The sequence below is a fragment of the Nonomuraea purpurea genome (genome assembly GCF_042650645.1).
GTDB lineage: Bacteria > Actinomycetota > Actinomycetes > Streptosporangiales > Streptosporangiaceae > Nonomuraea > Nonomuraea purpurea.
In genome coordinates this window covers 323,531-349,173 of record NZ_JBHSBI010000004.1, presented here as the reverse complement: position 1 = coordinate 349,173, position 25,643 = coordinate 323,531, and the positions used below count along the sequence as shown (strand labels likewise).

25 protein-coding genes and 1 riboswitch are annotated in these 25,643 nt (G+C 70.3%); of the genes, 14 read left to right on the top strand and 11 right to left on the bottom strand.

Annotated features, from left to right (window positions below):
• Positions 1 to 88 precede the first annotated feature (88 nt).
• The 3 genes from ACFOY2_RS10495 to thiO form a co-directional block, all read right to left on the bottom strand.
• Positions 89 to 844 (bottom strand): thiazole synthase, encoded by a 756-nt coding sequence (locus ACFOY2_RS10495; RefSeq protein ID WP_379527759.1) that lies wholly within the window; start codon positions 842 to 844, stop codon positions 89 to 91.
• Positions 837 to 1,037: a sulfur carrier protein ThiS gene (thiS, locus tag ACFOY2_RS10490; RefSeq protein ID WP_379527758.1), complete on the bottom strand. Its 201-nt coding sequence runs from the start codon at positions 1,035 to 1,037 to the stop codon at positions 837 to 839. Before thiS ends, ACFOY2_RS10495 begins: the two co-directional genes overlap by 8 nt.
• Positions 1,034 to 2,311 carry a glycine oxidase ThiO gene (thiO, locus tag ACFOY2_RS10485; protein WP_379527757.1) on the bottom strand — a complete coding sequence of 426 codons (1,278 nt, stop codon included), beginning with the start codon at positions 2,309 to 2,311 and terminating at the stop codon, positions 1,034 to 1,036. Before thiO ends, thiS begins: the two co-directional genes overlap by 4 nt.
• A riboswitch (TPP riboswitch) is annotated at positions 2,301 to 2,416 on the bottom strand. It overlaps the preceding gene by 11 nt.
• Positions 2,417 to 2,473: 57 nt before the next feature.
• On the opposite strand from thiO, the gene ACFOY2_RS10480 reads away from it, so the two are divergent.
• From ACFOY2_RS10480 to thiE, 3 genes are read left to right on the top strand one after another with little or no spacing between them, the layout of a single operon-like run.
• Positions 2,474 to 3,637, top strand: coding sequence for an NAD(P)/FAD-dependent oxidoreductase (locus ACFOY2_RS10480; RefSeq protein ID WP_379527756.1), 1,164 nt, complete (start codon positions 2,474 to 2,476; stop codon positions 3,635 to 3,637).
• Positions 3,638 to 3,667: 30 nt separating this feature from the next.
• Complete coding sequence (locus ACFOY2_RS10475; RefSeq protein WP_379527755.1) at positions 3,668 to 4,042, top strand: Rv2175c family DNA-binding protein; 375 nt, start codon at positions 3,668 to 3,670, stop codon at positions 4,040 to 4,042.
• Positions 4,020 to 4,661, top strand: coding sequence for a thiamine phosphate synthase (gene thiE, locus ACFOY2_RS10470; RefSeq protein ID WP_379527754.1), 642 nt, complete (start codon positions 4,020 to 4,022; stop codon positions 4,659 to 4,661). Before ACFOY2_RS10475 ends, thiE begins: the two co-directional genes overlap by 23 nt.
• Positions 4,662 to 4,721: 60 nt before the next feature.
• Here thiE and ACFOY2_RS10465 read toward each other — a convergent pair whose 3' ends face one another.
• Positions 4,722 to 5,789: a polyprenyl synthetase family protein gene (locus ACFOY2_RS10465; RefSeq protein WP_379527753.1), complete on the bottom strand. Its 1,068-nt coding sequence runs from the start codon at positions 5,787 to 5,789 to the stop codon at positions 4,722 to 4,724.
• 89 nt (positions 5,790 to 5,878) lie between these two features.
• Between ACFOY2_RS10465 and metF the strand changes: the two genes are divergently transcribed.
• Complete coding sequence (gene metF, locus ACFOY2_RS10460; RefSeq protein ID WP_379527752.1) at positions 5,879 to 6,799, top strand: methylenetetrahydrofolate reductase [NAD(P)H]; 921 nt, start codon at positions 5,879 to 5,881, stop codon at positions 6,797 to 6,799.
• Between the two features lie 329 nt (positions 6,800 to 7,128).
• On the opposite strand, the gene ACFOY2_RS10455 is transcribed toward metF, so the two are convergent.
• Complete coding sequence (locus ACFOY2_RS10455; RefSeq protein WP_379527751.1) at positions 7,129 to 7,701, bottom strand: GNAT family N-acetyltransferase; 573 nt, start codon at positions 7,699 to 7,701, stop codon at positions 7,129 to 7,131.
• Positions 7,702 to 7,711: 10 nt separating this feature from the next.
• Positions 7,712 to 8,188: a YbaK/EbsC family protein gene (locus ACFOY2_RS10450; protein ID WP_379527750.1), complete on the bottom strand. Its 477-nt coding sequence runs from the start codon at positions 8,186 to 8,188 to the stop codon at positions 7,712 to 7,714.
• Between the two features lie 98 nt (positions 8,189 to 8,286).
• On the opposite strand from ACFOY2_RS10450, the gene ACFOY2_RS10445 reads away from it, so the two are divergent.
• Positions 8,287 to 9,117 (top strand): L,D-transpeptidase family protein, encoded by an 831-nt coding sequence (locus tag ACFOY2_RS10445; protein ID WP_379527749.1) that lies wholly within the window; start codon positions 8,287 to 8,289, stop codon positions 9,115 to 9,117.
• A 139-nt stretch (positions 9,118 to 9,256) separates the two neighbouring features.
• Positions 9,257 to 10,882, top strand: a complete 1,626-nt coding sequence (locus ACFOY2_RS10440; RefSeq protein ID WP_379527748.1) for a hypothetical protein — start codon at positions 9,257 to 9,259, stop codon at positions 10,880 to 10,882.
• A 3-nt stretch (positions 10,883 to 10,885) separates the two neighbouring features.
• Here ACFOY2_RS10440 and ACFOY2_RS10435 read toward each other — a convergent pair whose 3' ends face one another.
• Positions 10,886 to 11,431 carry a hypothetical protein gene (locus ACFOY2_RS10435; protein WP_379527747.1) on the bottom strand — a complete coding sequence of 182 codons (546 nt, stop codon included), beginning with the start codon at positions 11,429 to 11,431 and terminating at the stop codon, positions 10,886 to 10,888.
• Between the two features lie 62 nt (positions 11,432 to 11,493).
• Positions 11,494 to 12,111: a TetR/AcrR family transcriptional regulator gene (locus ACFOY2_RS10430; protein ID WP_379527746.1), complete on the bottom strand. Its 618-nt coding sequence runs from the start codon at positions 12,109 to 12,111 to the stop codon at positions 11,494 to 11,496.
• A gap of 95 nt (positions 12,112 to 12,206) precedes the next feature.
• Between ACFOY2_RS10430 and ACFOY2_RS10425 the strand changes: the two genes are divergently transcribed.
• The 3 genes from ACFOY2_RS10425 to ACFOY2_RS10415 all read left to right on the top strand — a co-directional run bounded on the left by ACFOY2_RS10425 (position 12,207) and on the right by ACFOY2_RS10415 (position 14,548).
• A complete protein-coding gene (locus ACFOY2_RS10425) occupies positions 12,207 to 13,394 on the top strand; it encodes a cytochrome P450 (protein ID WP_379527745.1) in 1,188 nt (395 codons plus the stop codon).
• Between the two features lie 6 nt (positions 13,395 to 13,400).
• Positions 13,401 to 13,592 (top strand): ferredoxin, encoded by a 192-nt coding sequence (locus tag ACFOY2_RS10420; RefSeq protein ID WP_357805982.1) that lies wholly within the window; start codon positions 13,401 to 13,403, stop codon positions 13,590 to 13,592.
• Between the two features lie 569 nt (positions 13,593 to 14,161).
• Positions 14,162 to 14,548, top strand: a complete 387-nt coding sequence (locus ACFOY2_RS10415) for an SAV_6107 family HEPN domain-containing protein (RefSeq protein WP_379527744.1) — start codon at positions 14,162 to 14,164, stop codon at positions 14,546 to 14,548.
• A 517-nt stretch (positions 14,549 to 15,065) separates the two neighbouring features.
• Here ACFOY2_RS10415 and bldD read toward each other — a convergent pair.
• The 3 genes from bldD to ACFOY2_RS10400 form a co-directional block, all read right to left on the bottom strand.
• The gene (gene bldD / locus ACFOY2_RS10410) at positions 15,066 to 15,560 is read right to left on the bottom strand and encodes a transcriptional regulator BldD (protein ID WP_026214021.1); all 495 of its coding nucleotides are present in this window, start codon (positions 15,558 to 15,560) and stop codon (positions 15,066 to 15,068) included.
• Between the two features lie 455 nt (positions 15,561 to 16,015).
• Positions 16,016 to 16,951 (bottom strand): carbamate kinase, encoded by a 936-nt coding sequence (gene arcC / locus ACFOY2_RS10405; protein WP_379527743.1) that lies wholly within the window; start codon positions 16,949 to 16,951, stop codon positions 16,016 to 16,018.
• Positions 16,952 to 16,980: 29 nt separating this feature from the next.
• Positions 16,981 to 18,225, bottom strand: coding sequence for an arginine deiminase (locus tag ACFOY2_RS10400; RefSeq protein ID WP_379527742.1), 1,245 nt, complete (start codon positions 18,223 to 18,225; stop codon positions 16,981 to 16,983).
• Between the two features lie 248 nt (positions 18,226 to 18,473).
• Here ACFOY2_RS10400 and pyrR point away from each other — a divergent pair, with 248 nt between their 5' ends.
• The 5 genes from pyrR to carB are packed head-to-tail and all read left to right on the top strand — an operon-like array spanning position 18,474 to position 25,626.
• Complete coding sequence (gene pyrR, locus ACFOY2_RS10395) at positions 18,474 to 19,019, top strand: bifunctional pyr operon transcriptional regulator/uracil phosphoribosyltransferase PyrR (RefSeq protein WP_379527741.1); 546 nt, start codon at positions 18,474 to 18,476, stop codon at positions 19,017 to 19,019.
• Positions 19,016 to 19,936: an aspartate carbamoyltransferase catalytic subunit gene (locus ACFOY2_RS10390; RefSeq protein ID WP_379527740.1), complete on the top strand. Its 921-nt coding sequence runs from the start codon at positions 19,016 to 19,018 to the stop codon at positions 19,934 to 19,936. The genes pyrR and ACFOY2_RS10390 overlap by 4 nt, the downstream gene beginning before the upstream one ends.
• Positions 19,933 to 21,249 (top strand): dihydroorotase, encoded by a 1,317-nt coding sequence (locus ACFOY2_RS10385; RefSeq protein WP_379527739.1) that lies wholly within the window; start codon positions 19,933 to 19,935, stop codon positions 21,247 to 21,249. The genes ACFOY2_RS10390 and ACFOY2_RS10385 overlap by 4 nt, the downstream gene beginning before the upstream one ends.
• Positions 21,246 to 22,352 carry a glutamine-hydrolyzing carbamoyl-phosphate synthase small subunit gene (carA, locus tag ACFOY2_RS10380; protein ID WP_379527738.1) on the top strand — a complete coding sequence of 369 codons (1,107 nt, stop codon included), beginning with the start codon at positions 21,246 to 21,248 and terminating at the stop codon, positions 22,350 to 22,352. The genes ACFOY2_RS10385 and carA overlap by 4 nt, the downstream gene beginning before the upstream one ends.
• Positions 22,339 to 25,626 (top strand): carbamoyl-phosphate synthase large subunit, encoded by a 3,288-nt coding sequence (carB, locus tag ACFOY2_RS10375; protein ID WP_379527737.1) that lies wholly within the window; start codon positions 22,339 to 22,341, stop codon positions 25,624 to 25,626. Before carA ends, carB begins: the two co-directional genes overlap by 14 nt.
• Positions 25,627 to 25,643 lie beyond the last annotated feature (17 nt).

Genomic DNA, 25,643 nt, shown 5'->3' with positions numbered 1-25,643 from the left:
CTCGGAACGGCCCAGCTCATCGTGAAGCGGACACAGCCTCACCTGCGCCCCTGGGCTCTGGGGTCGCTCGCGCCACGAGGAGCGGGTGTCAGGGGGTCATGGGGGAGGAGGCTTCGGCGTAGCGGCGGCGGGGGATGCGGCCGGCCAGGCGCGCCAGGCGGCCCGCCGTCACGGCGCCCTTCATGGCCGTCGCCATGAGGTCGGGCCGCTGCGCCCGCGTGACCGCCGTGGCCAGCAGGACGGCGTCGCAGCCCAGCTCCATGGCCAGGGCCGCGTCACTGGCCGTGCCGATGCCCGCGTCCAGGATCACCGGGACGGAGGCCGCCTCCACGATCAGCTCGATGTTGTGCGGGTTGCGGATCCCCAGCCCCGACCCGATCGGCGCCCCCAGAGGCATCACGGCCGCGCACCCCGCCTGCTCCAGCCGCCGGGCCAGCGCCGGGTCGTCGCCGATGTAGGGCAGCACCACGAACCCGTCGGCCACCAGCCGCTCGGCCGCGTCGAAGGTCTCGATCGGGTCGGGCAGCAGGGTGCGTTCGTCGGCGATGACTTCGAGCTTGACCCAGTTCGTGCCGAGCGCCTCCCTGGCCAGCCGCGCCGTCAGCACGGCCTCGCCCGCCGTGAAGCAGCCGGCCGTGTTGGGGAGCACCTTGATGTCGCGTTCGCGCAGCACGTCGAGGACGGAACCGCGGGCGCCGGGGTCGAGCCGCCGCATGGCCACGGTGGTCATCTCGGTCCCGGACGCGACCAGCGCCTGGTCGAGCACCTCCAGCGAGGGCGCTCCTCCTGTGCCCATGATGAGCCGGGACGAGAACTTGTCACCGGCGATGATCAGATCATCCACCTTGCACCGCCGTCAGCACCTCCATGCGGTCGCTGTCGCTGAGCGCCGTCGTCTCCCACGAACTGCGCGTGACCACCTCGTCGTTCACGGCCACGGCGACCCCGGTGGAGGCCGTGGTCAATGTGCGTACGGCCTGCGCCACGGTGGTGCCGTCGGCCACCTCGTGCGCGGCCCCGTTGATCGTCACAATCATGAAATTTCCCGAAATCTCTCCGGCGAGCACAACACCGCCAACTCCCTCAACTCCGCCCTATGGCCACTATCGCGCAGGCCCTCGTGGCGTTGAGGGCCTGCGCCGTTCCCGGGGCCTCGGTCGTCTTCATGGCCTCGAAAATCTCCGGGGCCTGCGCCGTCTCCCGGGCCCCCGACGCCCATCGGGCCCGCGCGCTCCCCTGGGCCCGTGCCTTCGACCGGGCCGCCGTCGTCCCCGATGTGCTCGGCCATGAGGAGGTCCGCCGTCAGCGGGGCCAGCAGCACGCCGGCCCGGAAGTGCCCCGTGGCCAGGGTGAGGCCCGGTGTTCTGGTGGGGCCGATGAGCGGCAGGTTGTCCGGCGTCCCCGGCCGTAGCCCCGCCACGACGTCGGACAGTTCGAGCTCGGTGACCCCCGGGACCAGCTCCCTGGCGTCCCGCAGCAGCTCATACAGGCCGCCCGCCGTCACCCTGGTGTCGAACCCCAGCTCCTCCTGCGTGGCCCCCACCACGAGCTCTCCGTCGCCGCGCGGAACGAGGTAGACGGGCGTGCCGTGCACAGTGCCGCGCACGCAGCGGGACAGCAGCGGCCCAGGCGAACGCAACCGCATGATCTGCCCCTTGACCGGCCGCACAGGAACCCCGGCCAGCTCGGCGCTCGACACCCCGGCCGCCACGACCACGCGGTCGGCCGGCAGCCGCCCGCCGTCCTCCAGACGCACCCCGGCGACCCGCCCGCCGGAGCGCAGCAGTTCGCGCACGCGCGCCCGCACCACCGGCACGCCCAGCCGCTCCAGCGCCGCGAGCAGCGCCGCCGTCACGCGCCGAGGATCGACCCAGGCGTCGCCGGGAGCCAGCAACCCCCCGCGCACCGAGGGCGCCAGCATCGGCTCCAGACGGCGGCACTGGCGCCCGGTCAGCCGCTCGACCGGCAGGTCGAGCTTGTCCATGTACGTGGCCAACTCGTCCAGCACGGCCAGGTCGTCGGCCCCGAAGGCGACGTCGAGTGTCCCGTCCGTACGCAGATCGAGCTCATGGCCGCTCTCGGCGGCCAGTTCGGCGGCGAAGGCCGGCCAGCGGCTCAGCGAGGCCACCCCCAGCCGCAGCAACGGCCCCTCGGTGTAGGCGACCTCGCTCACCGGGGCCAGCATCCCGGCCGCCGCGTGAGAGGCCCCCGAGCCCGGGGCCGGATCGACGACGGTGACGGCAAGCCCCGCACGGGCCGCCCGCCAGGCGACGCAGAGCCCGACGACCCCGCCGCCCACGATCACATCCACCTGCGCTCCCTTCGCCGGCATGATCCGGATCAGGTGTCTTGCGGTCGAAGGCCCGTCAAGCCTTCCTCTCAGCCCGGTTACGGCCGGACTCCCGCGCGTCTACATCCACAGCCTACGGCCTCGGTGTCACGCCGGCGCACGAGCCCGGTTATGGTCATCATCGTGAACCATGTCGTGGTGGTAGGAGCGGGCCTGGCCGGTGTGCGCACGGTGGAGGCCCTGCGCGCACGCGGATTCGGCGGCCGGATCACCCTGATCGGCCAGGAACGCCATCGGCCCTACGACCGTCCGCCGCTGTCCAAGGCGGTGCTGCTCGGCAACGCCGACAACAGCTTCGTCGACACCGACCTGGCCGCCCTCGACGTGGACTTCTGGGCGGGCGTCAGCGCCAAGTCGCTGCGCAAGGGCGTCGTGGAGACGACCGAAGGCGAACTCGGCTACGACGGCCTGGTCATCGCCACCGGCGCCGAGCCGATCATGCTCCCCGGCGACGGCCCGCAGCACGTGCTGCGCACCCTCGACGACGCGCACGAGCTCAGGGCCATGCTCGTGCCCGGCGCCCGCGTCGCGATCATCGGCGCCGGGTGGATCGGCGCGGAGGTCGCCACCGCGGCCCGCCGCGCCGGGTGCGAGGTGACGGTGATCGAGGCCGGTTCCGCGCCGCTGGCCACCGCCGTCGGCACCGAGATCGGCGCCCGCACCGAGCGCTGGTACGACGGCATCGACCTGCGGCTCGACACCATGGTCGACTCCGTGGACGAGGGCGGCGTGCGGCTGGTGGGGGGCGAGTTCGTCGACGCTCACGTGGTCGTGACCGGCATCGGAGTACGCCCGGCGGTCGAATGGCTGGCCGGCGCCGACGTCGACCTCCACAACGGCGTCGTCACCGACGAACACCTGCGCGCCTCCCTGCCCGACACCGTCGCCGTCGGCGACTGCGCCGCGTGGTGGTCGCGCCGCTGGCAGACCCGGCTGAGGGTCGAACACTGGGACACCGCGATCAACGCCCCCGAGGTCGCCGCCGCCACCCTGATGGGCGAGGAGGCCGTCTACGACCCGGTCCCGTACTTCTGGTCGGAGCAGTTCGGGCACATGCTCCAGTACGCCGGCCACCACCCGGCGGGCGAGCGCCTCCTCTACCGAGGCGACCTCGACGGCAAGTGGTCGGCCGTCTGGCTGACAGCGGGCGACACCCTCGCCGCCGTGCTCGCCGTCGATCGGCCGCGAGACCTCGTCCAGGGGCGTAAAATCATCGACGCCGGACACCGTCTCGACACGGAACGCCTGGTAGATCCAGATGTCCCCCTACGGGATTGTGTTGTTTGAGCAAGCACGGCATGTGGTAGTTGTGGTTTCGTGACGCTTTCTGTTGCACAGATCGACCGGGAGACCGAGCGGCTCGTAGACGAGTGGCTGACTCTCCCCGAAGTGGCCACGCGCCTCGAGCTTCCGCTGGGCCGGGCCAAGCAACTCCTCAAGGACCACAAGCTTCTAGGCGTGCGCCGGGAGCGCGGCGGGCCACAGGTGCCCGCGGTGTTCCTGGACGGGAAGGACGTGATGAAGGGCCTGCCGGGCACGCTGACCGTGCTCCTCGACGCCGGCTACGACGACGTCGAGTCGCTGCGCTGGCTCTTCACCCCAGATGACTCCCTGCCCGGCTCGCCCATCGAGGCGATCAGGGCCGGCCGTCACACCGAGGTGAAGCGGCGTGCCCAAGCCCTCGCTTTCTGAGGCCCGCCTCTACCTCTGCACAGACGGCCGCCGCGACCGCGGCGATCTGGCAGAGTTCCTCGACGCGGTGCTGGCCGGCGGTGTGGACATCATCCAACTGCGGGAGAAGGGCCTGGAGGCTCGCGACGAACTCGCCCTCCTCGAAGTCTTCCGCGACGCCTGTGACCGGCACGGCAAACTCCTGGCCGTCAACGACCGGGCGGACATCGCCTACGCCGCCCGGCCCGACGTGCTCCACCTGGGGCAGGACGACCTTCCTGTGACGGTCGCGCGAGAGATACTCGGCGACGACATCGTCATCGGCAGGTCCACCCACTCCGCCGCCGAGGCTTCCGCCGCGGCCGTGGAGGAGGGCGTCGACTACTTCTGTTGCGGCCCCATCTGGCCCACGCCCACCAAGCCGGGCCGTCCCGCCCCCGGGCCGCCGCTGCTGCGGCACGCGGCGTCCCTGGCGACGTCGCGGCCGTGGTTCGGGATCGGCGGTATCGACCTGGACAACCTCGACGAGGTCATCTCGCACGGGGTGCGGCGGGTCGTGGTGGTGCGGGCTGTCACGGATGCCGAGGACCCGGGGGCGGCGGCGGCCGAATTCGCCAAGCGCCTCCAGGCGTCCGGCTGATCGAACGTCCAGCCGAACGCCCGTTCGAGGTGTTCGGCTGGACGGCGAGCGCCTCGCCGGTCAGGTCGTGCGGGACGTCGCCGCGATGGCCAGCTCCGTCAACGCCGCCCGCGCGCCGTCCGTCACCGGAGCCTCCTCCAGCGCGGCCAGCGCCTGGCCGAGGTAGTCGCCGATGAGCTCCTCGCACTCCCGCAGCGCCCCGCTGCCGTCGATGATCCGCCGCAGCGTCTCGATCCCGCGCTCATCCAGCGCCGGATCCCCGAGCAGGCGCCGAACGGTCTGCGCGTCCTCGGGGGAGGCGGCGGCCAGCGCTCGGGCCACGAGCATCGTCCGCTTGCCCTCCCGCAGATCGTCGCCCGCGGGTTTGCCCGTCTGCGCCGGGTCGCCGAACACGCCCAGGATGTCGTCCCGGAGCTGGAAGGCGATCCCCACCCGCCGCCCGTATCCGGTGCACAGCTCGTCCATCCACGGCGCGAGCTTCCCCGAGGCCAGCACCAGGCCGAGCCTGAGCGGCTGCTCCACCGAGTACTTGCCGCTCTTGAACAGCGCCACCCGCAGCGCGGATTCGAACGTGTTCTCGCCGTGCGCCTGCTCCAGCAGGTCGAGGTACTGCCCGCACATCAGTTCCGTGCGCATGTGGTCGTGGACGGCCTGGGCCGCCTCCAGCGACTCGGGCGGCAGGCCGCTGGTGCGCCACATCTCGCCCGACCAGATCAGCAGCAGGTTGCCCAGCAGGATCGCCGCGCCCTCGCCGAACTGCTCCGCCGAACCGTGCCAGGACGACTTCTCGTGCAGCGCCTGGAAACGGCGGTGCGCGGCCGGCATGCCCCTGCGCAGATCGCTCCTGTCCATCACGTCGTCGTGCACGAGCGCGCTGGCCTGCAGCAGCTCCAGCGAGGCTGCCGCGGTGAAGATCTCGGGAACGTCCGTGCCGCCCGCGCCGCGCCAGCCCCAGTAGCAGAACGCGGGCCGCAGCCGCTTGCCGCCGGACAACAGTTCGTCGGCCGCCGTGCGCAGCGGCTCTAGCTCGAGATCGCCGGAGGCGGGCAGTTGCCGGTCGACGAACTCTCCGAGCGCGCGCTCCACGTGCGTGCGCAGCGTGTTCAGACCGGCGGCGTCAGTGGTCATGTCTTGAGACTAGTGGGCGGGTGGGCGAGATCGGATCTGCGGTTCGACTGGGCGGCTCGTCGCGGCAATGAACCTGTAACCTTGCACCCATGGCGCTTGGTCGACCCTCCATCCGGCCCGATCGTGTTCCCACCGTCCGCGACATGCTCGCCTCCGGGGGCAGGTCGTTCTCCTTCGAGTTCTTCCCGCCGAAGACCGACGAAGGCGAGCGGCAGCTCTGGCGGGCGATCAGGGAGCTGGAGTCGCTGCGGCCGACGTTCGTGTCGGTGACGTACGGCGCCGGCGGCTCCACCCGCGACCGCACGGTCGACATCGTCGAGCGGCTCGCCCACGACACGACCCTCACCCCTGTGGCGCATTTCACCGCGGTCGACCACTCGGTCCGCGAGCTGCGCCACCTCGTGGGGCGTTTCGCCGACGCCGGGGTGCGCAACATCCTGGCCGTGCGCGGCGACCCGCCCGGCGACCCGGGCGCCGAGTGGGTGCAGCACCCCGAGGGCGTGCTCTACGCCGAGGAGCTGGTGCGGCTGATCCGGCAGGCGGGCGACTTCTGCGTCGGCGTGGCCGCCTTCCCCTACAAGCACCCTCGTTCGCCGTCCATCGAGTCCGACACCGAATACTTCGTCCAGAAGTGCCGGGCGGGGGCCGACTACGCGATCACCCAGATGTTCTTCCGTGCCGAGGACTATCTCCGGCTGCGTGATCGGGTGGCGGCGCAGGGGTGCGAGACGCCGATCATCCCGTGCATCATGCCGGTCACGCAGATGAGCACGATCGCGCGGTCCGAACAACTGTCGGGGGCGCCGTTCCCGCCGGACGTGGCGGCGCGCTTCGAGGCCGTCGCCGATGACCCGGCGGCGGTGCGGCGGCTGGGCATCGACCACGGCGCGGAGCTGTGCCAGCGCCTGCTCGACGAGGGCGCGCCGGGCATCCACTTCATCACCTTCAACCGCTCCAGCGCCAGCCGCGAGGTCTTCCAACGCCTCGATGCCGTCCCAATGTCCGCATGATCTAATCCCCCCCGCCCAGGGCTGTTGTGAACCACTTGGCGGGCCCATGTTCCGCCGTAACGGTGCCGGACTCGTGCGGGTCAGACACCGTCTCCCTGGAGGCCCCCAGCTCTGGCCGGTGGGTGGGTGCCGTTGGCCTGCCGTACAAAATGATGATTTTGAAGGGGTTGATGATGAAGAGGCCCGTCACCCGCTCGCAGGGGGACCGGGCGGGTGACGGGCCGGGGGATAGTAGCCGACGGGTAAAGGTGCGGTTACTTTCTGTCAGGAATGGTGCCCGGAGTCATCCTCGGCAAACCCAGGAGTCACGTTTTCATCAGGTGTAACGCTCAGGTCAAGGGGAGCGGGCGGCCCGCGATCGCGTAGTTCTCGTAGCCGCCGGGGAAGACGAATTTCGTCAGCAGGTCCGTGAAGCCCATGCTGGCATAAAGGTGGCGGGCGGCCGTGGGCTGGTCGTGCGTCGACAGGACGGCCGAGCGTTCCCCGCGGCCCGCGCAGAGTGTTCTGATCATGGCGCGGCCGACGCCCTTGCCCTGGTGGTCGGGGTGGACGTGGATCTCGGCCAGTTCGAAGGCGTACCCGAGCCAGGCGTCGGCGGCCTGCTGGCCCAGGCGTTCGGTGAGGGCTCGGCTGACCACGTCGTGCCACCACTGGCCGGGGGCGCCGCGGAAACCGTAGGCGAAACCGACGATGCGGGGTTCCGGGCGGCCGGTCGCGGGGGATATATCGCGCAATTCAGCGAAATAGCACTGAAAATGGGGATATGTCCCGTGGTTTCGCATGATGGTCTTGCGGCCGGTGATCTGATCCCGGGGCGGGTTCATGGCTGCCGTGTATATGTCGATCACCGTGTCTAGGCGCTCGATGAACTCGGCGGGACCCGCCCCGCGAAACTCGATCACCCGTCGCACCCTACTCGACGTCCACAGGGGTGCCCCCGGTGATCCGGACGAGCTCGTCGAACGTCGTCGGGAACACCGTCAGCGGATGCCCTCCCGCCGCCCACACCACCTCGTGCTTGCTCAGCCAGTTGTCGACCAGGGTCCGCAGCGGTGCGGGGTGTCCGACCGGGGCCACGCCCCCGATCGGCTGGCCGGTGGCCGCCCTGACGAACTCCGGTGTGGCCCGGCGTACCCGTCCCACGCCCGCGGTGCGGGCGACGAGTTCGACGTTCACGCGGTGCGCCCCGCTCGTCAGTACGAGCAGCGGCTCGCCGTCGGCGTCGAAGACCAGGCTGTTGGCGATGGCCCCGACCTCGCACCCGACCTGGGCCGCGGCGGTGGCGGCAGTGGGCGCCTTCTCCGGCAGCACCACGATCTCGCCGGTCGCGCCCAGCTCACGCAGCGCTGACTCCACGACGACGGCGTTGGCCGGCAACTTCTCAGACATGACGACAATCTAAACAGATTGACCCGGTGATTACTGGTTTACGGTGAGTAGTGTAAGGTCCTCTGATCTAAATTTGGGAGGTATGTGAAGTGGTACGGGTGGGGGCTCGACTGCCCGCGATAGCCGCTCTCCTGACGGCGGGAGCCGTCGTCGTCTCGGGGTGCGGCACTCAGGCAACGCAACGTACACCGTCCTGGTCACCTGGCAAGGCGTTAGCGGCCTCGGAAAGGCCGGCCGCCGCCGGCGCGCTGGCCGGCCCGGCCGTCACGGCCGACCCTGTCGTGGCGCCGCGCAAGACGCTCAAGCTCGGGACCAAGGGCAAGTCCGTCCAGTGGGTGCAGCGGCGCCTGACCGAACTCGGCTACCGGCCGGGCAAGGCCGACGGCCGCTACGGCGGCACGACGCTGACGGCCGTGTGGGCGTTCCAGAAGGTCAACGGCATCAAACCGAGCAGCACCATCGCCAGTCGCACGTGGGACGCGCTGGAGAGTCCGCAGGCCCCCAAGGTGCTGGTCAAGAACGGCAAAGCCACGCGGGCCGAGGTCAATCTCACCAAGCAGATCATGGTCCTGTACGTCGACGGGCAGGCCAAGCTGATCACCCACGTGTCGTCCGGCAGCAACGTCCCCTACTGCGAGACGGCCACGTGGCAGGGCAAGCGGCAGCGGTTCTGCGGATCCGCGAGCACGCCGACGGGCAACTACAAGACGACGTGGCGGGCCAGCGGCTGGCACAAGTCCTACCTGGGCGAGCTGTACAACCCGATCTTCTTCAACGGCGGGATCGCCTTCCACGGGGCGTTGTCGGTGCCGCTGTATCCGGCTTCGCACGGATGCGTGCGAATGCCGATGAACGTGGCCCAGGTGCTGCCGGGGATGCTGGGCAAGGGCGTGCCGGTGCACGTACGGGGCAAGTTCAAGCGCGTCTGAATGATCCCAAGCCCGGCATAACCTCCGCATAACCGGATGTGGTGACGGCCGGGTTATCGATCTCTTGCTGGGATCCCTCCTGACATTCAGGGGGGATCCCATGACAACGGCGTGTACAGATCGAGCGCCCGTCCGGCAGGTGCGAAGAAGCCGGTCGCGGCTGGGCTGGGTGCTGGCAGCGGGCTGGATCGCGCAGGTGGCGCTGCGGCTGTGGTTGTACCGGTACCACACGGGGCCCGTCGCGAACCCGGACGAGACCGGCTACCTCCTCGCCGCCCGCTGGCTGGCCGGCGGTCCGGGCGCGGACCTGAGCGGCTCGACCTTCTACCAGGCCGGGTACGCCTCCGTGCTCGTCCCGATCTTCTGGTTCGTCGCGGACCCGGTGACGGCCTACCGGCTGGTGGTCGTCGTGGGGTCGATGGCGGCGGCCGGGGCGTTCCCGCTGGCGTACCTGCTGCTGCGGCGCATGGGGCTGGGTGGCAGGGCGTCGCTGGTGCTGGCGTTCGTGGCCGGGCTGTCGCCGGCGTTGCTGCTGTTCTCGGGGCTGGCACTGGCCGACGCGATCCTGCCCGCGCTCGTGCTGGGCTGGCTGGTCGCCACGCACGATTTCGTCGCGCGCGGATCCGTCAGGGCCGCGGTGGCCGCGGGGGCGATCTCGGGGTTCGCGATGGGGGTGCACCTGCGGGGGATGGTCGTCCTGGCGGTGTTCGCGCTGACCGTCGCGGTGGTGTTCCGGCGGGTGCCGCCGCGGGCGGCGGCGGGGGCGCTGCTGGCGGCGGGCGCGACGCTCGCGGTGGGCAAGGTGCTCAACGGGGCGCTGTCGGCCGCGCTGTATCCGAGTGGGGCACGCGACCTGACGGGCATGCTGGTGTCGCGGCTCACGAGCGCCGACGGGCAGGCGTGGGCGCTGTCGGGTGCGGCCGGGCAGCTCTGGTACCTGATCGTGGGCACATGGGGGCTGGCGGGCGTCGGGATGGCGGGGGCCGTCGTGCTGCTCATGCGGCGGGCCGCGCCGTTCGCGCACCGCGTACTGGCCGGGATCCTGCTGGTGACGACCCTGGGCATCGCCTACGCCTCCTCGGCCGCCCTGCCCGACGAGCACCGGGTCGGCAACTACGTCTACGGCCGCTACCTGGCCTGCGTCGCGGTGGCCTGGACACTGGCCGGCGCGCTCGCCCTGATCCGCGTCGGACGCCCGGCGGTGCTCAGGTACGCGGCGGCCGCCACGGGGCTGCTGGCCGTGACGGGCGGCGTGGCCGCGTGGTACGCGGGCGACCGGCTGGACCGCTACGGCTTCATCGCCTTCGACTTCCCCGAAGTGATCTTTCTCACGGGTGTGCCGGACAAGCTCGACATGGTCCGCACGTCCCTGTGCGCGCTGATCCTGCTGGCCTGTCTGGTCGCCGCCGCCTTCCTCACCGCGGGCCGGGCGCGGCTCCTGGTCGCGGGCGGGCTGGCGCTGATCAACATCGCCTTCACCGCCCACCTGGCGCCCAGCCCGCCGTCGGGTGGCCGGGACTGGCTGCCCGCCCCGCGTCCTGGGCAGGCGGTGGCGCTGGACAAGCGGGTCAAGTGGAACGTCTGGGTGCCGCTGTCGTACCGGATCTGGTGGACCGAGCTCCGCCGCTTCGACGGCTCGCCGCCGCAGGACGCCTGCACCGCCGTCGTCCCTCCGGACGCGGCCCCGCCGCCCGGCTGGGTGGCGACCGGCGAGGGCGGCGCCGCGCAGGGCTGGACGACCTGGTCGAACCCGAACTGCCCGTGACGGTCACGGGGCCGGCGGCGCGTCGGCCGCTTGCCGGGCGCGCTTGCCTTCCCCGGCCGCCATCGACAGCCCGATCGCCTGGGACAAGCCGGCGGCGAGTAGCAGGAGCGCCGTGCCCGACTGCCACGAGGGTATGCCGTTCTCGAAGTCGGCCTGGTCGTACAGCCCCGCCAGGAGCCGCATGGGGTTGTACAGCGCGACGAAGAACGCGAACGCGTACGGCACGATGAGCACGCCCGATAAGACGAGCAGGACCGTGCGGCCCCGGGAACGACGGCGCAGCAGCAGGCCGATGACGACGAACGCCACCGCCAGGACGCCGGCGAACGCCGCGATCCACCAGGTCAGCCGCCAGGCGTCCACGCCCATTGAGGTCAGTCCATCGGCCCCGACCCGGCCCCGGCCGCCCTGCCATTCGGGCCCCGTGACCTGCGCCTTGGAGGCCATGCGGATGGCCACGTGGTTGACGCCCGCGTACACCGCCGTCAGGACAGGCCCCAACACCAGCAGGATGAGTCCGATCGGCCATCGTCGGCCGTTGCCCGCCATCCGCGCTCCCTTCGCCTCAAGGCAGCCAGTTTCTCAAAAGCGGCGCCCCGTCCGCCAACCCGTCAGGACGGCTGACGGCCGAGGGTGCGCAGACCGGACGCCGCGAGCTCGGCGGCGCGGCGGGCCGCCCGCCTGACCTCCTCCGGCGACGGGTCGCCGTCCAGGCTGGCGAAGGCGGCCAGCTTGGCCGCGCCGACGACCGCGCCCACCGCCGCGGCCGCGTCGATCAGGTCCAGCTCGCCCGCGTACGCCTCGTGCAGCCCCCGCGCGAGCGTGAGCTGGCTGTCGAACAGCAGGTGCAGCGCCTTGGCCTGCAACGCGGGCTCCGACATGACGAGCCGCGTCAGGAGCGCCGCGTCCTTGGCCGTGACCTCGTTGTGCACGGCGAGCCGCTCGTGGCTCTCGTCGATCATCCGCAGGAGCAGGTCGGCGGGCGACTCATCGGGGGCCAGGACCGCCCACTCGGCGATGGCCGCGTCCAGCCAGCCCTTGAGGTCGCCGAAGATCACGTCCTCCTTGCCGGCGAAGTAGCTGAAGAACGTGCGCGTCGACACGTCGGCCGCCGCCGCGATCTCCGCCAGCGTGGTCTCCTCATACCCCTTCTCGTCGAACAGCTTGAGCGCAGCCTCGACCAGCGCCTGGCGCGTGCGCTGCTTCTTGCGCTCCCGCAGTCCCACCATGCCCGGCACTATATCGCACCGAGACGAGTTTTGCGCTTGTTGAAAAATTGCAATGAATGAGATTTTATGGGATCAGCTCGGAAAGGAGCCGCGACATGTCCGAACTGACCTATCCCATGGCCAGGCAGCGCCCGTTCGACCCTCCCGACGAGGTCACGCACCTGCGACAACAGGGCGCCATACACCGCCTGACCTACGCCGACGGCCACCAGGGCTGGCTGGTGACCGGCCACGCCGCCGCCCGCGCGGTGCTGGCCCATGACCGCTTCAGCGCCCGGCCGGAGCACATGCACCCGCTGATCCCGCTCAAGAGGAATCAGTCCGGCATGCCCATGGCCGTGCCGCCCGGGATGTTCCTGCGGATGGACGCGCCGGAGCACTCGCGCTACCGCAAGCTGCTCACCGGGCAGTTCACCGTGCGCAGAATGAAGCTGCTCACCCCCAGGATCGCGGAGATCACGGACGAGCACCTGGACGCCATGGCCGCCGCCGGCGGCCCGCTGGACCTCGTCCAGGAGTTCGCGCTGCCCATTCCCTCGCTGGTCATCTGCGAACTGCTCGGGGTTCCTTACGAGGACCGCGCCCAGTTCCAGGACGACTCCAAGGCGCTGGCCAACCTGGAGACCGGCCGCGCCGACGTGGATGCGGCGATGGGGCGGATCGCGGCGTTCCTGCTCGACCTCGTCCTGCGCCAGCGCGAGGAGCCCGCCGACGACCTGATCAGCGGGCTCATCGAGACCGGCGAGCTCACCGACGAGGAGCTCACCACCATCGCGTTCCTGCTGTTGATCGCCGGGCACGAGACGACCGCCAACATGCTGGGACTGGGGACGTACGCGCTGCTGACCAACCCCGGCCAGCTCGCCGCCCTGCGCGACGACCCGTCCGTGGTGGACAACGGCATCGAGGAACTGCTGCGTTACCTTTCGATCATCCACCTCGGCCCGGCCCGCACCGCGCTGGAGGACATCGAGATCGAGGGCACCCTCGTCAAGGCCGGCGAGACGGTCGCCGTCAACGTGCCCGCCGTCAACCGCGACTCCTCCCGTTTCCCCGACGGCGACCGCCTCGACGTCACCAGGCCGACGAGCGGGCACATCAGCTTCGGCCACGGCATCCACCAGTGCCTGGGCCAGCAGCTCGCCCGCGTCGAAATGCGCATCGCCCTCCCTGCGCTGCTGCGCCGCTTTCCTGGCCTACGCTTGGCCGTAACACCCGAGGAGGTGCCGATGCGCACGGACGCGGCCGCTTACGGGGTGCATCGCCTCCCTGTCACTTGGTAGGTCACCATGGAAATCAAGGCAGATACATCGGTGTGCATCGGAGCGGGCATGTGCGCGCTGACGGTGCCGAAAGTGTTCGACCAGAGCGAGGATGAGGGCACGGTCGTGCTCCTGCAGGAGGTGCCTCCTGCGGAGCTCGAGGACGCGGTCCGCCGCGCCGTGACCCTGTGCCCGTCAGGGGCCCTTTCCGTCTCGTGACGAACGCTCGCCGTAGCGCGCCTTGACAGCCCTGTGAACACCGGCCGTCGCCGCACCCGTACTCGGCGGCGACGGCCTCTGCCGGCCCATACGGCCGCAACCCCGCGCCGCCGGCCCTCTGCGGCACTCTGCCCCGCCTTGGCGCCACGGCTCGCCTTCTCGGGCTCGCTCGTTCTCATGGTCATCGAACCTATGTTCGTGGAAGTAGTTGACACCGATCCTGATCGAAATTATGTTCGACGTAGTGACGGTGAGGCTCGCGGCTCAGCGTCACCAAGGACCTGGTCGCGGGCCATTCGCTTCCCCAAGCGAGCCCCGCGGCCAGGTCCACGGGCGAAGGACACGTCCTCGTCGTCGGCGGAGACGAGTGGGCATGTCCTGGCCGGACGGGGTGAGGGGAAGCTCCTCGTCCGGCCAGCCCGGCGGAAATGTCGGTGGCGTCTGCGAGTGTTGGCTCCACCGGCGGAGACGCCGGCTGCCGCCCACGACTCCAAGGAGGCGCGCAAGAGATGGCACCACGGCCTAGAGAAACGCCCGGGCCCCGGCTGTCGCCTGCGGTTCGGGCACACTTGACCGATTCACGCTCCTGCCTGGCGGAGGCGGCGAACGCCCGCACCCCGGCATCCCGATATGTGGCAGCGCATCTGGCGGCCCTTCGGGCGGCGGCGGCGATCCTGGCCGCCCGCCCGCGCCCCATGGAGGGCCGCAGGCGCCGCCTGCGTAGCGCGTGGGAGCTGCTGCCCGAGGCCGAGCCCCACCTGGCCGAGTGGGCCGCCTACTTCTCGGTGAGCGCCGCCAAGCGCGCCGCCGCGGAGGCGGGCATGGTCCGCGGGGTCAGCAAGGCCGACGCCGAAGAGATCCTGGCCGAGGCGGAGACGTTCGTCTCCACGATCGAAGACCTCCTCGGGATCCCGGCTCAGTCCCAGCTCCCGGTGAACGTCCCGCTGGCGGGCTGACCCCTGATCCCCGCGCCCTCTCCTCCCCGGGCGCGGCCCGAGGCATGAGGCTGCCCGTTCAACGGTGGATCGACGACGATGCCCTGGACGGGGGCGACAAGAAGGTCGCGCCCGCCGCGGCCTCCCCAATCCCGCGGCAGGCCGTTTTCCAGGCCAAGCGGGCGACAAGCCACGCCTCTCGACGGGAGGCTGCCCCAGAGCGGGTTCTCGGGGCCGTAGCGGTGGTCGGGACGCCGCAAGGTCGCGCCTTGGGAATCGGAGCCCAAATCCCGCATTCCGGAGGGCTGAAACACACGGCGCGGATGCTCAGGTCCAGGGGAGGGGCCTCGGCTCCGACGCGGGCGGTCTTGGAGCTCCGGACGGAAACGTGCAGGCGCCCGGTCCCGGCCGGGGTCGAGCTTGGAGACGGCCGGGAGCGGGCAGGTCCCGCCGGGTGGGCGGGCCGAGGGAACGGGGCCCGGCGAGCGAGGACGCAGGCCGGGTCACGTCAAACCGGCGGGACCTCGGTGACGAGGGTTCAGAACGACTCGACGGCCCTGCGGGCCTCGGCGTCGAGGACGCCCCAGCTGATGAGCTCCTCGGTCAGTTCGCTCGGCGACTTGTCGTAGATCACGGCAAGCGAGCGCAGGTCCTCCTGGCGGATCGACAGGACCTTGCCGTTGTAGTCGCCGCGCTGGCTCTGGATGGTGGCGGCGTAGCGGGCCAGGGCCCCCGCCTTCTCCTTCGGCAGCGTGGCCAGGCGCTCCAGGTCGATCACAAGCTTGGGTGTCGGCCCGAGCGGGCTGGGGGCGGCTCCGCCCGGCAGCAGCTCGGATACGGGCACCCCGTAGAAGTCGGCAAGCTCGGCAAGCTTCTGCACGGTCACCGCTCGGTCGCCACGCTCATAGGAGCCGACGACCACGGCTTTCCACCTGCCGCGCGACTTCTCTTCGACTCCATGCAGGGACAGGCCCTGCTGGGTGCGGATGGCGCGGAGTCGTGCACCCAGCGACTTTGCGTACTCAGACGGCATCGTGTGGCCCCCCGGCTCTCGTATGTATCGCTCTCAGTAGATTGTGCTCCCTTGCGGCGTATGCCCGGACCACCGGGGGGTTAGGTGCCGAGCTCGGCACCAACGGTAGCCATGGCCCTGGGTTTACCCCAGAACGCCGCGAGGTGTGGTTACGCACAGTGACGGTAAAGGGGTGGACGCCTAAGGTCAAGCTGATTGGAAAAAAGATGCCGAATCCGGTCCGGCAGGGATCGCCGCAAAAGCCCCTCATGTCCCACTGATAACAGTACTTCGTCATAGTTTGACGAGGGATTCTTCCCGATCAGGTCTGCCTGATGAGAATCATGACAGGAAAGATCGCCGCCCGTGCGATCTTGATCAAGATGTCACCGGGGAACACCCCTGAGTGGCCCCGCGGTGCTGGAAGCGCATATGATCATCTCGCCGGGGGAGCGCCGAGGGGGCGAACGGCGCATCTACAGCGTGCTCGTCAGCGGCCACCTGCCGTTGGGTGTCACGATCGTGCCCGCGGAGCCGTGGAGTACGCGCTCGGCCTCGTCCAGGCGGCCGATGGCGGCCATGTCGCCCGTCGTCTCCACGAACCTGCACACCGCCTCCACCTTCGGCCCCATCGACCCCGCGGGGAAGTCCAGTGCGCGCAGCTCGTGCGGCGTGGTGTGGGCGATCTCCGTCTGGCGCGGGGTGCCGAAGTCGCGCATGACGCGCGGCACGTCGGTCAGGATCAGGAACGCGTCGCACTCCAGCGCCTCGGCCAGCATCGAGGCGGTGAGGTCCTTGTCGACGACCGCCTCGACACCGGCCAGCCGGCCGTGCTCGTCGCGGACGACCGGGACGCCGCCCCCGCCCGCGCAGATCACGACCACGCCCTCGCGGACCATCTTGCGGATCAGCCGGGTCTCGACGACCCGCTGAGGGGCGGGGGAGGGGACGACCCGCCGCCAGTGGGGGCCGTCCTGCCTGACCGTCCAGCCGTACTCGCCGGCCAGCTTCTGCGCCTCCTCCCGCTCGTAAACCCGGCCGACGAACTTGGCCGGCGCCTCGAATGCCGGGTCCACGGCCGTCACGAGCGTCTGCGTGACGATGGCGATGACCTGCCGGCCCGGCAGCGCGTTCTGCAGCGCCTGCTGGAGCCAGTAACCGATCATGCCCTGCGTCTGGGCGCCGAGCGTGTCGAACGGATACGGCCCGCCCAGCTCGGGATCCGCGGCGCTCTGCACGGCCAGCATGCCGACCTGCGGGCCGTTGCCATGGGTGATGATCAGCTCGTGGTCGCGGGCGAGACGGGCGAGGGTGATGGCGACCGCGCGGACGTTGCGGAGCTGGACGTCGACGTCCAGCCGCTGCCCGCGCTTGAGTACCGCGTTGCCGCCCAGCGCGACGATCACCCGCATGTCAGCCTCCCAGCCGGTTCCCGGAGCCCTTACAGGCCCTCTCGTTCGAGCGGGCAGCTCATGCACCGCGGCCCGCCGCGTCCCCTGCCGAGTTCGCTGCCCGGGATCGTGATGACCTCGATGCCGTTGTCGCGCAGGTAGTTGTTGGTGGTGGTGTTGCGCTCGTAGGCGACGACCAGGCCGGGCTCCAGCGCCAGGCCGTTGCATCCGTCGTCCCACTGCTCGCGCGCGGCCGCGTAGACGTCCTGGGTGGGCGTCAGGACCGTGATATCGGGCAGGTCAAGGGCGTGGGCGATGGCTTTGTGCATGTCCTGCGGCGGGTGGTCGGTGACCAGGAGCTCCTTGTCCGTGCGGCCCGGCTCGATCGTGTACGCCGGCAGCATGCCCAGGCCCGCGTATTTGGTGAAAACCTCGGTGTCCAGCATGGTCATCACCGTGTCGAGATGCATGAACGCCCGCGCCTTCGGCATGTCCAGCGCCACGATCCGCCGCGCCGCCCCGGCCCTGAACAGCCGCTGCGCGAGCATCTCGACCGCCTGCGGCTGCGTGCGCTCGCTCATCCCGATCAGCACCGCGCCCCGGCCGATCACCAGCACGTCGCCGCCCTCGATGGTGGCAGGGGCCACCGACTGGCCCGGCATCCAGCAGTGGTAGCCGCCCTGGCCCGGCCGGTTGAAGCCGTCGGCGAACTTCGGGTGATACATGTAGACGGCCTCCATGTTGACCGTCTCTCGCATGCGGGCCCTCTTCTTCATCGCGTTGATCGACACGCCGTTGTAGATCCAGCAGGAGGTGTCGCGGGTGAACAGGTGGTTGGGCAGCGGCGGCAGGACGAACCCGTCGAGAGGCGTGGTGTGGAAGGTCACCGAGTTGGGGTCGCAGCCCATCGCCACCATCTCGCGCTTGGTGATGCCGCCCGTCAGGTAGATCGACAGCGCCGCGGAGTCCATGCCGTCGAGGGTGTTGCGGATGTCGTCGATGGCCCCGGGGCCCAGCCAGCGCTCGTCGACGACCGCGTCCAGGATGTGCTTGCGCGCCTCGGGGATGGCGACCGTCTCTTCAAGCAGGTCCGACAGCAGGTGCACGATGATGCCGTGCTGGCGGAGCACGCGCTGGAACGCCTCGTGCTCCTCCACCGCCCGTTGCACCCACAAGACGTCGTCGAAGAGGAATTCGTCCTTGTTGGTCGGGGTCAGCCGCTTGAGGGACAACTCGGGCTTGTGCAGCAGCACCTGGCGCAGCCGTCCGACCTCGGAGTCGACATGGAACGTCATCGTCGCTTTATCCCCTCGAAACGGCGGATAGCACGCGGGCCGGGGACAAGTCGCAGGCCGAACGTCGATGACGTGCCCCGCCTCGGACGCCTTGACACGGGGGCGGAACGGGAAATTACCCGATCAAGAACCCTGGAGCGCCACGCGGAGCCACTCGTGTTGTTCCTGGTAGGCCCTGGTACTGTGTGTCCCGACCAACACCCTTTTAAGACCCGTCCCGTGAGGCGGGAAAGGTGGTGAGATTCGCCATGTCCGAATCCAGGGCCGTGCTTGAGGCCCCGGACATCCACCGTGCGCTGACCAGGATCGCGCACGAGATTCTCGAGCGTACCAAGGGCGCCGACGACGTCGTCCTGCTCGGCATCCCCACCCGCGGCGCGACGCTGGCCCACCGGCTCGGCGAGCGCATCGAGCAGTTCGAGGGCGTCAAGATCCCCGTCGGCTCGATCGACATCACCATGTACCGCGACGACCTGCGCAGGGGCCCCGTACGCCCGCTCGGCCGCACCGAGTTGCCGTCCGACGGCATCGACGGCAGGGTCGTCGTGCTCGTCGACGACGTCCTGTACTCGGGCCGCACCGTCCGCGCCGCGCTCGACGCGCTCAACGATCTCGGCAGGCCCACCGCGGTGCAGCTCGCCACGCTGGTCGACCGTGGCCACCGCGAGCTGCCCATCCGCGCCGACTACGTCGGCAAGAACCTTCCCACGGCCAAGAGCGAGAAGGTCAAGGTCTATCTGCGGGAGATCGACGGTCGCGACGCCGTGCTGCTCATGAAGGGGGACGCCAAGTGAACCGGCACCTGATCTCCGCCGGCGATCTCGCCAAGGACGACGCGCTCCTCATTCTCGACACCGCCGAGGAGTTGGCCAGGGTCTCGGAACGTTCCATCAAGAAGCTGCCCACGCTGCGCGGCCGCACGGTGGTCAACCTGTTCTTCGAGGACTCCACCCGCACGCGCATCTCGTTCGAGGCGGCGGCCAAGCGGCTGTCCGCCGATGTGATCAACTTCTCGGCCAAGGGGTCGAGCGTGTCCAAGGGCGAGTCGCTCAAGGACACCGCGCTCACCCTGGAGGCCATGGGCGCCGACGCGGTCGTGATCCGCCACGGCGCCTCCGGCGCGCCGCACCGCCTGGCCACCTGGGTGCACGGCAGCGTCGTCAACGCCGGCGACGGCACCCACGAGCACCCCACGCAGGCGCTGCTCGACGCCTTCTCCATGCGGCGCCGCCTGGGCAGCCTCGAAGGGCGCAAGGTCACCATCGTCGGCGACGTCCTGCACAGCAGGGTCGCCCGCTCCAACGTGCTGCTGCTGGACACGCTGGGCGCCGAGGTGACGCTGGTCGCCCCGCCCACGCTGCTGCCCGTCTCCGTGGGCACCTGGCCGTGCGAGGTCTCCTACGACCTCGACGCGGTGCTGCCCAAGTCCGACGTGGTGATGATGCTGCGGGTGCAGAAGGAGCGGATGGGCGCCGCCTACTTCCCGAGCGAGCGCGAGTACTCGCGCCGGTACGGGCTCGACCGCGATCGCTTCGCGAAGATGCCCGACGACGCGATCGTGATGCATCCCGGGCCGATGAACCGGGGGATGGAGATCGCGGCCGAGGTGGCCGACTCGGCTCGGTCCACGATCGTCGAGCAGGTCGCCAACGGTGTGACCATCCGCATGGCCGTTCTTTACCTGCTGCTCGGGGGAGAGACCACCACGTGATTATTCGAAATGTCAGGATTCTCGGCGGGGAGCCCGTCGACATCCGGGTCTCGCACGGGGTGATCGCCGCGATCACCCCCGCCGACCCCCAGAGCGCGGGCTCGCAGGCGCACCCCGAGGACGATCTCGTGCTCGACGGTCAGGGGGCGATCGCGCTGCCCGGCCTCGTGGACCTGCACACGCACCTGCGCGAGCCCGGCAGAGAGGACGCCGAGACCGTCCAGACCGGCACCCAGTCCGCGGCCCGCGGCGGCTACACCGCCGTGCACGCCATGGCCAACACCTCGCCCGTCGCCGACACCGCCGGGGTGGTGGAGCAGGTGTGGCGGCTCGGCCGCGAGTTCGCCCACTGCGACGTGCACCCGGTCGGCGCCGTGACCGTCGGCCTGGAGGGCAGGCAACTGGCCGAACTGGGCGCGATGGCCGACTCGGCCGCCCGCGTGCGCGTCTTCTCCGACGACGGCAAATGCGTCGACGACGCCGTGCTGATGCGCCGCGCCCTGGAGTACGTCAAGGCGTTCGACGGCGTCATCGCCCAGCATGCCCAGGAGCCCAGGCTCACCGGCGGCGCCCAGATGAACGAGGGCGTCGTCTCCGGCAGGCTCGGCCTGACCGGCTGGCCCGCGGTCGCCGAGGAGGCGATCATCGCCAGAGACTGCCTCCTGGCCGCGCACGTCGGCTCCAGGCTGCACGTCTGCCACGTCTCCACGGCGGGCTCGGTGGAGATCCTGCGCTGGGCCAAGTCCAAGGGCTGGAACATCACCGCCGAGGTCACCCCGCACCACCTGCTGCTCACCGACGCCCTCGTCGAGGACTCCCCGGTGGGCGCCTACAACCCCATCTACAAGGTCAACCCGCCCCTGCGCACCGAGGCCGACGTCCAGGCCCTGCGCACCGCGCTGGCCGACGGCACGATCGACATCGTCGCCACCGACCACGCCCCCCACCCGGTCGAGGACAAGGAGACCGAGTGGTCGGCCGCGGCCATGGGCATGGTCGGCCTGGAGACCGCACTCAGCGTGGTGCAGGAGGCGATGGTCGAGACCGGCCTGCTCGACTGGGCGGGCCTCGCCCAGCGCATGTCCGTGGCGCCCGCCCGCATCGGCCGCCTGGCCGGTCAGGGGCAGCCGCTGGAGGTGGGCGCACCGGCCAACATCACGCTGTACGACCCGTCCGCCCGTACCGAGGTCGACCCGTCCGCCTTCGCCTCCAAGAGCAGGAACACCCCCTACGAGGGGATGACGCTGCCGGGCCGGGTGGTGGCCACGTTCCTGCGCGGCAGGCCGACCGTTCTCGAAGGGAAGCTGGCTTGAACACAGCGGTGCTCGTCCTGGAAGACGGCCGAGTCTTCCACGGCAATCCATACGGCGCCGACGGCGAGACGTTCGGCGAGATGGTCTTCAACACCGGCATGACCGGCTACCAGGAGACCCTCACCGACCCCTCCTACCACCGGCAGATCGTCGCCATGACGGCGCCCCACATCGGCAACACCGGCGTCAACGACGAGGACCCCGAGTCCTCGCGGGTCTGGGTCGCGGGCTACGTCGTGCGCGAGCCCTCAAGGATCGTCTCCAACTGGCGGGCCAACCGCTCGCTCGAGGACTACCTCAAGGAGCAGGGGGTCGTCGGCATCGCCATCGCCGGCACCCGCGCGCTCACCCGCCACCTGCGCGAGCGCGGCGCCATGCGCGCCGGCATCTTCAGCGCGCCGACCGAGAGCGTCGAGGAACTCGTCGAGCGGGTCCGCAGCGCGCCCCGCATGCAGGGCGCCGACCTGTCCGCCGAGGTGGCCACGACCGAGCCCTACGTGGTGCCGGCGATCGGGGCCAAGCGGTTCACGGTCGCGGCCGTGGACCTCGGCATCAAGGGCATGACGCCGCACCGGATGGCCGAACGCGGCTGCGAGGTGCACGTCCTGCCCGCCGACGCCACCTACGAGCAGATCATGGCCGTCGAGCCCGACGGCGTGTTCCTGTCCAACGGCCCTGGCGACCCCGCCACGGCCGACGTCACGGCCCTGCGCAAGGTGCTGGAGGCCCGGGTGCCGTTCTTCGGCATCTGCTTCGGCAACCAGCTCTTCGGGCGGGCCCTGGGCCTTTCCACCTACAAGCTGCGCTACGGCCACCGCGGGGTCAACCAGCCGGTCCAGGACGTGCGCACGGGCAAGGTCGAGATCTCGGCGCACAACCACGGGTTCGCGGTCGAGGCGCCGCTCGACGGGCCGTTCGACACCCCGTACGGACAGGCCGAGGTCAGCCACGTCAACCTCAACGACCGCTGCGTGGAAGGGCTGCGCCTGCTCGACGGGCGCGCCTTCAGCGTCCAGTACCACCCGGAGGCCGCCGCGGGGCCCCATGATGCCGCCTATCTCTTTGACGAGTTCTGTGAGGTCATGAGCCGTGCCCAAGCGTGAGGACATCAGGTCGGTCCTGGTGATCGGCTCGGGGCCGATCGTGATCGGCCAGGCGTGCGAGTTCGACTACTCCGGCACCCAGGCGTGCCGGGTGCTGCGGGCCGAAGGGTTCCGCGTGATCCTCGTCAACAGCAACCCGGCGACGATCATGACGGACCCCGAGTTCGCCGACGCCACCTACGTCGAGCCGATCACCCCCGAGTTCGTCGAGAAGATCATCGCCAAGGAGCGCCCCGACGCGCTCCTGCCGACGCTGGGCGGCCAGACCGCGCTCAACACCGCGGTCGCGCTGCACGAGTCCGGCGTGCTGGACAAGTACGAGGTCGAACTGGTCGGCGCCGACTTCGAGGCGATCCAGGCGGGGGAGAACCGCGAGCGGTTCAAGCAGATCGTCGCCAAGGTCGCCCGCGAGCACGGGCTGAACGCCGAGTCGGCCAAGTCCCTCATCTGCCACTCGATGGACGACTGCCTGGCCGCCGCCGGCGAGCTGGGCTACCCGCTGGTGGTCCGGCCCTCGTTCACCATGGGCGGCGCCGGCTCCGGGTTCGCCTATGACGAGCGCGACCTGCGGCGCATCGCCGGCGCGGGGCTCGACGCCTCTCCGACCACCGAGGTGCTCCTGGAGGAGTCGATCCTCGGCTGGAAGGAGTACGAACTTGAAGTCATGCGCGACAAGCATGACAACGTGGTCATCGTCTGCTCCATCGAGAACATCGACCCGATGGGCGTCCACACAGGCGACAGCGTCACCGTCGCGCCCGCGCTGACCCTGACCGACCGCGAATACCAGAACATGCGCGACGTCGCCATCGCCGTCATCCGCGAGGTCGGCGTCGACACCGGCGGCTGCAACATCCAGTTCGCGGTCGACCCGCGCACCGGGCGCATGATCGTCATCGAGATGAACCCGCGCGTGTCGCGCTCGTCGGCGCTGGCGTCCAAGGCGACCGGGTTCCCGATCGCGAAGATCGCCGCCAAGCTGGCCATCGGCTACACGCTCGACGAGATCCCCAACGACATCACCAAACAGACCCCGGCCTCCTTCGAGCCGACGCTCGACTACATCGTGGTGAAGGTGCCGCGCTTCGCCTTCGAGAAGTTCAGGGGCGCCGACCAGACGCTCACCACCCACATGAAGTCGGTGGGCGAGGCCATGGCCATCGGCCGCTCCTTCCCCGAGGCGCTGCAGAAGGCGCTGCGCTCGCTGGAGAAGAAGGACTCCTCCTTCAGCTGGGCGGGCGAGCCGGGCGACAAGGCCGAGCTGCTCGAAGCCTGCAGGACGCCGCACGACGGGCGGCTGTACACGATGCAGCAGGCCATGAGGGCCGGTGCGACCGTCGAGGAGCTGTTCGAGGCGACCAGCGTCGACCCGTGGTTCCTCGACCAGCTCCACCTGCTGCACGAGGAGGCCGGCGCGGTCGCCGAGGCGCCCGAGCTGACCGCCGAGGTGCTCCAGCGGGCCAAGCGCCACGGGTTCAGCGACGTGCAGATCGGCGAGATCCGCGGCATCGACGAGGCCAGGGTCCGCGACCTGCGCCACGCGCTCGGGCTGCGCCCCGTCTACAACACCGTCGACACCTGCGCCGCCGAGTTCGCCGCCAAGACGCCCTACCTCTACTCGACCTACGACGAGGAGAACGAGGTCCCCTACGGCGACCGCCAGAAGGTGATCATCCTCGGTTCCGGGCCCAACCGCATCGGGCAGGGCATCGAGTTCGACTACGCCTGCGTGCACGCCTCGTTCGAGCTGGCCAGGGCCGGGTTCGAGACCGTCATGGTCAACTGCAACCCCGAGACCGTCTCGACCGACTACGACACCTCCGACCGGCTCTACTTCGAGCCGCTCACCCTGGAGGACGTCCTGGAGGTCGTGCACGCCGAGCAGGAGACCGGCCCGGTCGCGGGCGTGATCGTGCAGCTCGGCGGCCAGACGCCGCTCGGCCTCGCGCAGGCGCTCAAGGATGCGGGGGTGCCCGTGGTGGGCACCACGCCCGAGTCGATCCACCTGGCCGAGGAGCGCGGCGCGTTCGGGCGGGTGCTGGCCGAGGCGGGCCTGCCCGCGCCCAAACACGGCACCGCGCTGACCGTGTCGGAGGCCCTGGAGATCGCCGAGGAGATCGGCTACCCCGTGCTCGTACGGCCCTCCTACGTGCTCGGCGGGGCCGGCATGGCCATCGTCTACGACGACAGCACGCTCACCACCTACATGGCGGCCCAGGAGGGCGGCCACCCGGTGCTGGTCGACAAGTTCCTCGACGAGGCCATCGAGATCGACGTGGACGCCCTCTACGACGGCGAGGAGCTCTACCTGGGCGGCGTCATGGAGCACATCGAGGAGGCCGGGATCCACTCCGGCGACTCGGCGTGCGCGCTGCCGCCCATCACGCTCGGCGGCAACGACATCACGCGCATCCGCGCCGCCACCCACGCCATCGCCCACGGGGTGGGCGTGCGCGGGCTGCTGAACGTTCAGTACGCGATGTCGGCCGGCGTCCTTTACGTCCTGGAGGCCAACCCGCGCGCCAGCCGCACGGTGCCGTTCGTGTCGAAGGCGACCGCGGTGCCGCTGGCCAAGGCGGCGGCCCGGGTGATGCTCGGCGCGTCCATCGCCTCGCTGCGGCAGGAGGGCATGCTGCCCGCCGACGGCGACGGCGGCACGCTGCCGCTGGAGGCCTCCATCGCGGTCAAGGAGGCGGTGCTGCCGTTCAACCGGTTCAGGGGCGTGGACACCGTGCTCGGGCCGGAGATGCGCTCCACGGGCGAGGTCATGGGCATCGACGAGTTCTTCGGGATCGCCTTCGCCAAGTCGCAGGCGGGTGCCTACGGAGAACTTCCGACCAAGGGACGCGCGTTCGTATCCGTGGCCAACAGGGACAAGCGTGCCATGATCTTCCCTGTGAAGGCGCTGGCCGATCTCGGCTTCGAGATCTTGGCCACAGAGGGTACCGCCGAGGTGCTGCGCCGTAACGGCGTCCATGCCAAGATCGTGCGAAAGCACAGCGAGGGGACGGGTCCCGGAGGTGAGCCCACGAGTGTGCAGGCCATTCTCGACGGTGAGGTCGACCTGATCGTCAACACGCCCTTCGGCGGCCCGGGGCAGTCGGGCCCCCGGCTCGACGGCTACGACATCCGCACCGCCGCGGTACTGCGCGGCATCCCGTGCATCACCACGGTCTCAGGGCTCGCCGCGGCGGCGGCGGGCATCCAGGCGATCGTGCGCGGCGATGTCGGCGTACGGTCACTGCAGGAGCACGCACAGGCACTCCGGGGCTGACCCCGGCGCGGGAGGTG

What these genes read in the sequence shown, in the direction of transcription:
- thiS (WP_379527758.1), bottom strand. Translation starts at nt 1,037, where the DNA reads ATGATTGTGACGATCAACGGGGCCGCGCACGAGGTGGCCGACGGCACC.
- ACFOY2_RS10465 (WP_379527753.1), bottom strand. Translation starts at nt 5,789, where the DNA reads ATGACCACTGACGCCGCCGGTCTGAACACGCTGCGCACGCACGTGGAG.
- metF (WP_379527752.1), top strand. Translation starts at nt 5,879, where the DNA reads ATGGCGCTTGGTCGACCCTCCATCCGGCCCGATCGTGTTCCCACCGTC.
- ACFOY2_RS10450 (WP_379527750.1), bottom strand. Translation starts at nt 8,188, where the DNA reads ATGTCTGAGAAGTTGCCGGCCAACGCCGTCGTCGTGGAGTCAGCGCTG.
- ACFOY2_RS10435 (WP_379527747.1), bottom strand. Translation starts at nt 11,431, where the DNA reads ATGGCGGGCAACGGCCGACGATGGCCGATCGGACTCATCCTGCTGGTG.
- ACFOY2_RS10430 (WP_379527746.1), bottom strand. Translation starts at nt 12,111, where the DNA reads ATGGTGGGACTGCGGGAGCGCAAGAAGCAGCGCACGCGCCAGGCGCTG.
- ACFOY2_RS10425 (WP_379527745.1), top strand. Translation starts at nt 12,207, where the DNA reads ATGTCCGAACTGACCTATCCCATGGCCAGGCAGCGCCCGTTCGACCCT.
- ACFOY2_RS10420 (WP_357805982.1), top strand. Translation starts at nt 13,401, where the DNA reads ATGGAAATCAAGGCAGATACATCGGTGTGCATCGGAGCGGGCATGTGC.
- bldD (WP_026214021.1), bottom strand. Translation starts at nt 15,560, where the DNA reads ATGCCGTCTGAGTACGCAAAGTCGCTGGGTGCACGACTCCGCGCCATC.
- arcC (WP_379527743.1), bottom strand. Translation starts at nt 16,951, where the DNA reads ATGCGGGTGATCGTCGCGCTGGGCGGCAACGCGGTACTCAAGCGCGGG.
- ACFOY2_RS10400 (WP_379527742.1), bottom strand. Translation starts at nt 18,225, where the DNA reads ATGACGTTCCATGTCGACTCCGAGGTCGGACGGCTGCGCCAGGTGCTG.
- pyrR (WP_379527741.1), top strand. Translation starts at nt 18,474, where the DNA reads ATGTCCGAATCCAGGGCCGTGCTTGAGGCCCCGGACATCCACCGTGCG.